Annotated in this window: 8 protein-coding genes; 6 read left to right on the forward strand and 2 right to left on the reverse strand. The window is 72.1% G+C overall.

All coding sequences use genetic code 11. From position 1 onward, the window contains the following. Window positions 1-204: 204 nt before the first annotated feature. The 5 genes from QMZ92_RS07550 (at window position 205) to QMZ92_RS07570 (ending at window position 4,293) form a co-directional block, all read left to right on the forward strand. On the forward strand, window positions 205-1,719 hold the full coding sequence (locus tag QMZ92_RS07550) for a sensor histidine kinase (protein ID WP_283296436.1): 1,515 nt from the start codon (window positions 205-207) through the stop codon (window positions 1,717-1,719). After that, complete coding sequence (locus tag QMZ92_RS07555; protein ID WP_269730365.1) at window positions 1,716-2,123, forward strand: roadblock/LC7 domain-containing protein; 408 nt, start codon at window positions 1,716-1,718, stop codon at window positions 2,121-2,123. Before QMZ92_RS07550 ends, QMZ92_RS07555 begins: the two co-directional genes overlap by 4 nt. Next, window positions 2,120-2,482, forward strand: coding sequence for a DUF742 domain-containing protein (locus QMZ92_RS07560; protein ID WP_283296437.1), 363 nt, complete (start codon window positions 2,120-2,122; stop codon window positions 2,480-2,482). Before QMZ92_RS07555 ends, QMZ92_RS07560 begins: the two co-directional genes overlap by 4 nt. Then, complete coding sequence (locus QMZ92_RS07565; RefSeq protein ID WP_283296438.1) at window positions 2,463-3,092, forward strand: GTP-binding protein; 630 nt, start codon at window positions 2,463-2,465, stop codon at window positions 3,090-3,092. Before QMZ92_RS07560 ends, QMZ92_RS07565 begins: the two co-directional genes overlap by 20 nt. 388 nt (window positions 3,093-3,480) lie before the next feature. Next, window positions 3,481-4,293 carry an alpha/beta fold hydrolase gene (locus tag QMZ92_RS07570; RefSeq protein WP_283296439.1) on the forward strand — a complete coding sequence of 271 codons (813 nt, stop codon included), beginning with the start codon at window positions 3,481-3,483 and terminating at the stop codon, window positions 4,291-4,293. Window positions 4,294-4,389: 96 nt separating this feature from the next. Here QMZ92_RS07570 and QMZ92_RS07575 read toward each other — a convergent pair whose 3' ends face one another. Continuing rightward, entirely contained in the window at window positions 4,390-6,477 is a 2,088-nt protein-coding gene (locus QMZ92_RS07575; protein ID WP_283296440.1) for an FG-GAP-like repeat-containing protein, read from the reverse strand. A 115-nt stretch (window positions 6,478-6,592) separates the two neighbouring features. Continuing rightward, window positions 6,593-6,973 carry a hypothetical protein gene (locus tag QMZ92_RS07580; RefSeq protein WP_283296441.1) on the reverse strand — a complete coding sequence of 127 codons (381 nt, stop codon included), beginning with the start codon at window positions 6,971-6,973 and terminating at the stop codon, window positions 6,593-6,595. A 597-nt stretch (window positions 6,974-7,570) separates the two neighbouring features. Between QMZ92_RS07580 and QMZ92_RS07585 the strand changes: the two genes are divergently transcribed. After that, window positions 7,571-8,683, forward strand: a 1,113-nt coding sequence (locus QMZ92_RS07585) for an ALF repeat-containing protein (RefSeq protein ID WP_283296442.1), incomplete at its 3' end; no start/stop codon positions are given.

The following is an 8,683-nucleotide window of genomic DNA, read 5'->3' on the forward strand; positions in this document are numbered from 1 at the left end:
CCTGCGGGGCCGCGAGCCCCGCACGGCGCAACTGAGGGCGCCCCGGAGCCATCGGGTCCGGGGCGCTCTCGCATATGTCCGACAAGCCCCATCAAGGGTGTGTCCGAAGTGTGACCCGGCGTCAACAGCCGTTCGCTGAAACGACTATGCTCCCTCACCGTCGCCATATGATCGTTTCCGTTCAGATGATTTTTAAGGGTGCTGATGATCCGTGAGGAATCGTCGCCCGGAAGTGGAAGCCCGCGATCCGCGGCCGCTTTCGGGTGGCTGCTGCCCGCCGCTCTGACAGCCGTCGCCACCGTGGTCACGGTGCTGCTGGTCCCCACTCCGGCTCGTGTCCCCGTCGCGGTCATCGGTGCCGTCGCCGCGGTCGCGGTCGCCGCCATCGGCGCCGAGGCCGCCCGCCGCGGCAGGGTGGTGGACTCGCTGCGGCGCGCCGTCGCCGAGCGCGACTCCGTACTGGCCCACCAGGCCTCCCAGACCGCGCACCTCGCCGGCACCCTGCTGCCGGAGGTCGTGGAGCGGCTCCGCAGGGGCGAGTTCCCGGAGGACGTGCTCGCCTCGCTCAACGCCCCGGAGGCCCACCAGGCCGTCGTCCGCACCGTCGTCGACGCCGTCGTCGCCGAGGAGGACCTGCGAGAGTCCGCACAGCGCGCCTTCGTGAACATCGCGCGCCGGGTGCAGGCCATCGTCCACCAGCAGGCCCAGGAACTGCGGGAGATGGAGGACCGGCACGGCAAGTCCCCACAGGTCTTCGGCGACCTGCTCCGCCTCGACCACGGCACCGCGCTGATCGGCCGCCTCGCCGACTCCATCGCCGTGCTCGGCGGCACCAGGCCCGGCCGCCAGTGGAGCCGGGCCGTGCCCCTGTACAGCGTGCTGCGCGGCGCCATGTCGCGGATCATCGACTACCAGCGCGTCGAGCTGCACTCCGTCTCCGAGGTGGCCGTGACCGGCCCGGCCGTCGAGCCGCTCATCCACGCGCTGGCCGAACTCCTCGACAACGCGACCCGCTACTCCCCGCCGCAGACCAAGGTCCATCTGACGGCCGTCGACGTCCAGTCGGGCATCGCCGTCGAGATCGAGGACGGCGGCGTCAGCATGAGCGAGGAGGCCCGCAAGCGGGCGGAGCGGATGCTGCGCCAGGCCCAGCAGGGCATCGACCTCAACGACCTGGGCGAGACACCGCGTCTCGGCCTCGCCGTGGTCGGGCGGCTGGCGCAGGCCTACGGCTTCCAGGTCTCACTGCGGCCGTCCGCGTACGGCGGCGTCCGCGCGGTTCTCGTCGTACCGCAGGACCTGATCACCACGACCGCGACCGCGACCGGTCTCGCCCACGGCATCGGAGCGTCGTCCGTGCCCAGGACGACGCTCCCGCCCGAGGCCGTCCAGCCCGCGCCGACGCCCCAGGCGGCCGCGGTCCCCCCGGTGGCCGCAGTCACCCGGGCTCCCGTCACGCCGCGCCCTGCCACCGGCCCGGTGGCCTCCGAGCCCGACCCGGTGGTGGTCGAGCGGACCCCGAACGGCCTCCCTCAGCGGCGCCGCAAGACACCCTCCGTCGCACCCACCGAACCCATCACACCGGCGTCGTCCACGCCGAACGCAGCTCCGGAGCAGGAGCCCACTCCGCAGGTGCAGCCCGGAATGTGGCTGGCCGCCTTCCAGAGCGGTCTGTCCGGGGAGCCCACCGACGCTAGCAAGGGGAACACGCAGCCATGATTCAGCAGCAGGCCAATATGGACTGGATGCTCAAGGACCTCGCGGAAGGCGTGCCGCAGACCAGGCACGTGGTCGTGCTCTCCGCCGACGGTCTACGCATGGCCCAGTACGGCACGGACACCGACACCGCGGACCGGCTCGCCGCCGCCTGCGCCGGGCTCCAGTCCCTCGCCGCCGCAGTGGGCTCGGAACTCCCGCGCAGCGAGGGTCGGATGAGGCTCGTCGTGATCGAGATGGACGGCGGCTTCTTCTATCTCATGGCCGCGGGCGCCGGAGCATTCCTCGCCGTACTCGCCGACGAGGGCGTGGACGCCGGGCTCATGGGCCAGCGGATGCGCGACCTGGTACTGCGGATCGGGGACCACCTCAGCAGCCCGCCTCGCCAGGACGGTGTGGCCAGGTGAGCCACCCGGGCGGCGGGGACTGGGAGGAGGCCAGTCCCGAGCGGCTCTACGTCATCACGGGCGGCCGCAGCAGCACGTCCGCCCTCGTCGAACTGGACCTGGTCACGCTGATCGTGGCCAGGTCCCGGCCGAAGCCCGGCATGCAGCCGGAGCACACGGCGATCATCGAGCTGTGCCAGTCGCCCCTGTCGGTCGCGGAGGTCTCCGCGTACACGGGTCTTCCGGTCAGTGTCGTCACCGTCCTCCTCGGCGACCTCCTCGCCGACAACCGGGTGGTCGCCCGCGCGCCCGTCCCACCCGCCAGACTCCCCGACCGCGCTTTGATTGAGGCAGTGATCGATGGACTTCAGAAGCTCTGAGCAGTCGGCGCCGACGGCCGGGCCGCGGAGCGAGGACGCGCTACCCGAGACGGCCGCGGCCGCCGTCAAGGTGGTGATCGTCGGAGGCTTCGGGGTCGGCAAGACGACGCTGGTCGGATCCGTCAGCGAGATCCGGCCGCTGACCACCGAGGAGACGATGACCCAGGCAGGGGTCGGCATCGACGACACCTCGGGCATCGACGGCAAGACCTCCACGACCGTGGCCATGGACTTCGGCCGCATCAGCGTCAACGAGGAACTGGTGCTGTACCTGTTCGGCACGCCGGGGCAGGAGCGCTTCTGGTTCCTGTGGCGCGGGCTGTTCGAGGGGGCGCTGGGCGCGGTGGTCCTGGTGGACACCCGGCGGCTGGAGGTCAGCTTCGACGTCATCGGCCGGCTGGAGGAACGGGGCGTACCGTTCGTCGTGGCCGTCAACTCCTTCCCGGACGCGCCCGAGTACCCGATCGAGGAACTGCGCGGGGCGCTCGACCTTCCGGACTCGGTGCCGATCGTGCCGTGCGACGCCCGGCAGCGGTCGTCGAGCCGGGACGTGCTGATGACGCTGATGCGGTACCTGCAGAGTCTCGCGATGGCGCAGGAGGCGTCCTGAGCAGATCGCCGGCGGCAGCGGGAGCGGTGGGGCCCTGATCGGCGCAACGACCCGACGGCAGGACCGCAGCCGTGAGTACGGACCGGGCGGTGCCTTCCCGGGCGATGCGGTACGGACCAGGCCGTGGCTCCCTGAGCGATGCGGTACGGACCGGGATGTGTGCGGACGGGAGCGGCGACCCGTCGGGTCGGGCACCGCTCCCGCTCGTATCGGCCCAACCGGCCCGCCGTCCGGTCATCCGCCGGGACAGGGCGCTCTGCCCCGGCGGCGGATCCCGGCCCGCGGGCCGGGATCCGCCCCGCCCGCGGCGATGAGTTCTCCCGGCCGCGGGAGTCGTACCCGTGTCACCGCGACCGCGGACGCACGGCTTCAGGGAGGACGACCGTCCATGACCACCACCCACACCCTCGACGTCCCCGGCGGGCGCCTGTACTACGAGATCCGCGGCTCGGGACCGCTGGTCATGGTCATGGGGGCGCCCATGGACGCCGGGGAGTTCGCGCCCCTCGCCGACGCCCTCGCGGGCGACCGCACCGTGGTCACCCACGACCCGCGCGGCATCTCCCGGAGCCGCCTCGACGACCCCGGACAGGACTCGACGCCCGAGCTGCGGGCGGACGACGTCGCCGCGATCCTGGACGCGCTCGGCGCCGAGGCCGCGGACGTCTTCGGCAGCAGCGGCGGTGCGGTCACGGGGCTCGCGCTGGCCACCCGGCACCCCGGCCGGGTGCGGACGCTCGTGGCGCACGAACCGCCCCTGCTGGAGCTCCTTCCCGACGCCGCCGCGCAGCGCGCCGCGACCGACGACCTCATCGAGACCTTCCACCGGGACGGCGTGGGCGCGGCCTGGACGAAGTTCATGGCCAACGCGGGCTTCGACCTCGGCGGGGACGAGGCCCCCGGCCCTCCGCAGGGCGAGCCCTCGGAGCGAGACCTGGCCAACAGCGTCCGCTTCTTCGCCCACGAGCTGCGTCACACGGCCCTGTACCGGCCCGATCTCGCGGCGCTGGAGTCCGGTCCCGTGCGGGTCGTCGTGGGCATCGGCGCCGACTCGGGCGGCCTGGTCACGTACCGGACCTCGACGGCCCTGGCCGAACGCCTCGGCGTCCCGCCGGTCGAGTTCCCGGGCGACCACGGCGGGTTCCTCGGGCGGCCCGGGGAGTTCGCGGACGTCCTGCGGAAGGCACTCGCGGGCGGATGAGCGGGCCCCGGCCGCTCTCCCCCGAACGGCCGGGACGGAACAGCCGCGCCCCCGCCGGGCGATGCCGGCGGGGGCGCGTTCGGTGCGGGCTGGGGCTCAGCCGTCCTGGCGCAGGAAGTGGGTCCTGGGGAAGTCCCACGAACTCGCGCTGGCGCTCGTCCAGCCGGTCTTCGCGGTGTCGAAGGCGTTGTCCGCATTCATGAGCCAGGTGAACATCCTGACGTTGCCGTCGGAGTAGCCGTACATGGCCCCGAGGTCGTCCCGGCCGTCGCCGTTGTAGTCACCGGTCACGATCTTCATCGACTGGTAGGTCAGGCTGCCCGCCGCCACGGTCATCGCGGCCTTCGGGGCGGCGAAGGTGCCGTTGGGGGCGGCCGTCAGCCTGTGGACGACGTCCCGGCCGTCGGGGTAGTCGTACCAGAGGGCCACGTCGTCGCGGCCGTCGGCGTCGAAGTCACCGGCGTACAACCCGGTACGGCCCCAGTCGCCCCACGTGTCGTGGGTCCATGCCCGCAGCGGGGCGTTGAAGCCACCGGTCGGGGTGGCCAGGAACGTCCACAGCTTGACCGCACCCTCCGCGTAGTCGTAGAGGACGACGAGGTCGTCGCGCCCGTCGCCGTTGAAGTCGCCCGTGACGTACTTGGACTTGGCGGCGGTCCAGTTGTTCGGAGCCGACCAGCCCTTCACCGGCGCCGCGAATCCGCCTCTGCCGTCGGCGGTGAAGGTGAACAGCGCGTCGGAGCCGTTCTCGTAGTCGTACCAGGCGGCGATGTCGTCGCGGCCGTCGGCGTTGAAGTCACCCGCGTGCAGGGTCGTTCGGGAGGCGTCCCAGCTGCCCGCCGACGAGGTCCAGGAGGCCGTGGGGGCCTGGAAGCCGCCGTCCGCCCTGCCGAGGAACGTCCACAGCTTCGCGGTCCTGTCGGAGTAGTCGTAGACGACCGCGACGTCGGCCCGGCCGTCGCCGTTGAAGTCGCCCGTGACACGCTGCGTCAGGGCCAGCGTCCACTGGTTGCCTTCGCTCCTGAACGCCTGGTGCGGGGCGGCGAGCTTGCCGTCGGCCGTGCCTGCGAAGGTGTGCAGACCGTCCCTGCCGTCCGCGTACTCGTACCAGTCGGCCATGTCGCTGATTCCGTCGCCGTTGACGTCACGGCGCGGTGCGCTGCCCGAGGACCACTGCGACTCGTTCCTGGCGTTGTGGACGACAAGGTTGCCCCGGTCCTGCAGAACGGCGTGGCCGCCGGCGGCGGTGGTCCTGGACTCCCAGAGTGTGGCGGTGTCGCCGGCGTTGCGCACGACGAGGTTCCCACCCGCATCGAGCCGGGCGGTGGCGCCGTCGTTGCCCGCCGTGCCCGTGGCCCACAGGACCCTGCCACTCAGGTTGGTGATCGTGAGGTCGCCGTCGGTCCGCATCGTCAGTCGCGCTCCGGCCGAGGCGAGCGAGTCGCCCGGAAGCAGCCTCTGACCCGCGAGGAGGCGCGAGCCGAGGGCGGCCTTGTCCACAGGTGCGGCGGTCGCGTCGGTGCGCGTCCCGGTCTCGCCGAGGCATCCGCCCTGCCAGGAGCGGTTCGCGACCGCGACGAGCTCCGGTTTGCCGTTGTTGTGGCGCAGGAGCGGGGCTCCGGTGTCCCCCTTGCAGATCGCGTCGCCGGCGCTCTTGCCGGCGATGTCGAGCCCGGTCTCCGTCACCGCGTTCACCGTGAACTGCGCGGTGTGGACCGTGCCCGGCACCCACTCCGTCTTCGTACGGCCGTAACCCGCCACGGTCAGGCTGTCGCCCTCGGCAGCCGGGGTCGCGGCCATCGGCACCGGCGTGATGCCGGCGGCGGGCTGGGCGAGGCGGGCCAGTACGAGATCACGGCCGGCCCTCGGCACGAGGTCGACGACCTCGCTGGCATGACCACCGGTCGCCGACAGGTCGGCAGGGCCGACGGTCGCAACGGTCCTGGACTGCGGCTTGCCGGGTGCGAGCTCGCTGAGCCCGCCGGTGAAGCAGGAAGCCGCGGTGAGAACCCACCGGGCCTCGACGAGCGCACCGGTGCAGGCACGCTTGTTCTCGCCGTCACCGATCTCGATCCTCGCGGTGAAGGCGTAGGCGGAGTCGGCGACGGGGGAGCCGGTGGCGGCCTGCGCGGGGAAAGGGGCGATCGCACCGGCAGCGGCCAGTGTCGCGACTGCACTCGCCACGACGGCGGCACGAGAGCGTCTTGGGGACATAGTGATCCTTAGGCATGGGGTTCTGGGAGTGCCCGGACATGACACGGGCGGTACGGAGCGGAAAGAGGGCCGGTAGCCGGCCCGGTCAGCCGGTGACGCGGATCTCGACGAGGACGGACCGGGCTCCGCCGACGTTGCCCTCGCCCACGGACTCGAACCCGTCCTTCGGAACGTCCACGGTCGTCGTCCGCCCGTTCGCGGTGAGCTCCGCCGTCAGCGGATGCGCGCCGGTCTCCAGCGCGAACACCCTCGGGAGTTCCAGCGTCAGATAGCCCGACTTGCCGGTGGCCCGGAAGCAGTACGCGTCCTTCCGGCCGGTGCTCTCGTCCTTGACGGTCATGACCCGGATCTGGTCGGCGCCCTGGTCGCACTCGGCGAGCAGAATCCACCCGTCGCCCTTCTTCAGCTTGATGCCCTGGGTCGCCAGAATGCTGTCCGCACCCGGATAGGAGAAGTCCTCCACCACGACCGGCGGTGCGTCAGCCGCAGGCGCCGGGGGCGACTCGTCCGCGAAAGCCAGCGGGACCGCAATGACCGCCGAAACAACGGAACCAATGACTCCGGAAATCAGCAGACGACGAACTCGAGAAACCGCGAAGGACTTTCCCCCCTCGGGCGGGCGGAGACGGCGCACCCACACCCCCCGCGCCGATGAAATGGTCCGGTAAAGCCCGGTCTGGACTGCTACCCATGAAGTCGATGTGCAGGTCAGCATGACGGTACTTCACGCTGATGTGATGCAGCGTCATCCGAAGAGCAGGGACCACGAGGACTCCATTCACCGGCATCGGTGCCGGGACGGGCAAGGAGTCGTGCGGATCCGGATACCGGAACCGCACGACGCACGGTCCCGTCTCCCGGGATTCTCCCCGGAGACGTCTCGCCTTCGCTGCACGGCGACTTCACTTCCGTCGATCATACGTAAAGGCGAGTCGGTCCGCTCCCGGTTATGCTCTTCGGCGCCGATGTGCGGCAGCTGGCTCGACCGGCCGGTGAACGAGATAGGTGTCCTGTGAATCTGAGAATTCGACAGGGCGGGGGGAAACTCGGACGCGTAGCGCGCGTGTCGTTGCTGACCCTCCTGCCCCTGGCGATGTCCGGCGGGCTGTTGGGGCCCGCGCCCGCTGCGGCCGACGACGGGGTGGACGAGGAGGTCGTCAGCCCGATCCCGCCGACCGAGCGTGGCAGGGTCGTGGAGTTGTGGCGGTCCGGTGGGCCGGGAGTCCGCGCGGCCGCCGAGGCCGCGCTGACCGGCACCGACGCCGAAGTCGACCGTTTCCTGGAGGAGGTGGCACCCGAGGCCGCGGCCCAGGACAACCGGGTGGCCACCGCTCAGATAGCGAGTGTGGGCGGGAACAGCCTGCTGGATGCCGCCCGCAAGGCACTGGCCGGAACCCCCGAGCAGGTACAGGCGTTCCTCAAGGACGGCTGGAAGGCGCCCCTGGAGCAGGACCAGCGGGTCCGTGTCGCCCAGATCATCGCCGCCGGCGGACCGAACGTCCAGGAGAAGGGGCGTGCCGCGCTGAACGGCACGCCGGCGGACGTCAAGGCCTTCCTCGACGAGGGCCAGTACGCCCAGCGCGAGCAGGACGACCGTGTCCAGCTCGCCCAGATCCTGAGCGTCGGCGGGTCCAACGTCCGCGCGGCCGGGCGGATCGCTCTCGGCGGCACCCCGGACGACATCCGGGAGTTCCTCGACGTCGGCCGGCATGTGGCGCGTGCCCGCGACCAGGAGTACGCCACCGTCGCCCAACTCGCCGAGCAGGCCCGCGAAGCCGGGCGGCAGGCGTCCGCGCAGACCGAGGCGGCCAAGGAGGCGTCCGCACGCGCGGTCGCCGCGTCCAAGCTCGCGAAGGAGGCGGCGCAGAGGGCCGCCGCGGAGACCGAGGCGGCCCGCAAGGACTCCCTCAAGGCGGCCTCGGCCGCCTCCCGTGCCGCCTCCGCGGCGGGGCAGGCCGCCTCCGCCGCGCAGCAGGCCGTCAGCGCCGCCCGGGCGGCGAACAACTCCGCCCGGGTCGCCGCCAACGCGGCCGCCCAGGCCGCCTCCGCGGCAGCCGGCGCCGCTCAGGCCGCTTCCCGTGCGCGCGGTGCCGCCGCGGACGCGGCCACCGACGCGAGCAATGCCGCCGCCTCGCGCAAGGCCGCCGAGGACGCCCGCAAGGCCGCTCAGGGCGCG

Origin of the sequence: Streptomyces sp. HNM0645, from assembly GCF_030056615.1 — a bacterium.
GTDB lineage: Bacteria > Actinomycetota > Actinomycetes > Streptomycetales > Streptomycetaceae > Streptomyces > Streptomyces marianii.

Excerpts from the sequence above, each read along its gene's own strand:
- QMZ92_RS07565 (WP_283296438.1), top strand. The coding sequence starts at position 2,463 with ATGGACTTCAGAAGCTCTGAGCAGTCGGCGCCGACGGCCGGGCCGCGG.
- QMZ92_RS07570 (WP_283296439.1), top strand. The coding sequence starts at position 3,481 with ATGACCACCACCCACACCCTCGACGTCCCCGGCGGGCGCCTGTACTAC.
- QMZ92_RS07550 (WP_283296436.1), top strand. The coding sequence starts at position 205 with ATGATCCGTGAGGAATCGTCGCCCGGAAGTGGAAGCCCGCGATCCGCG.
- QMZ92_RS07555 (WP_269730365.1), top strand. The coding sequence starts at position 1,716 with ATGATTCAGCAGCAGGCCAATATGGACTGGATGCTCAAGGACCTCGCG.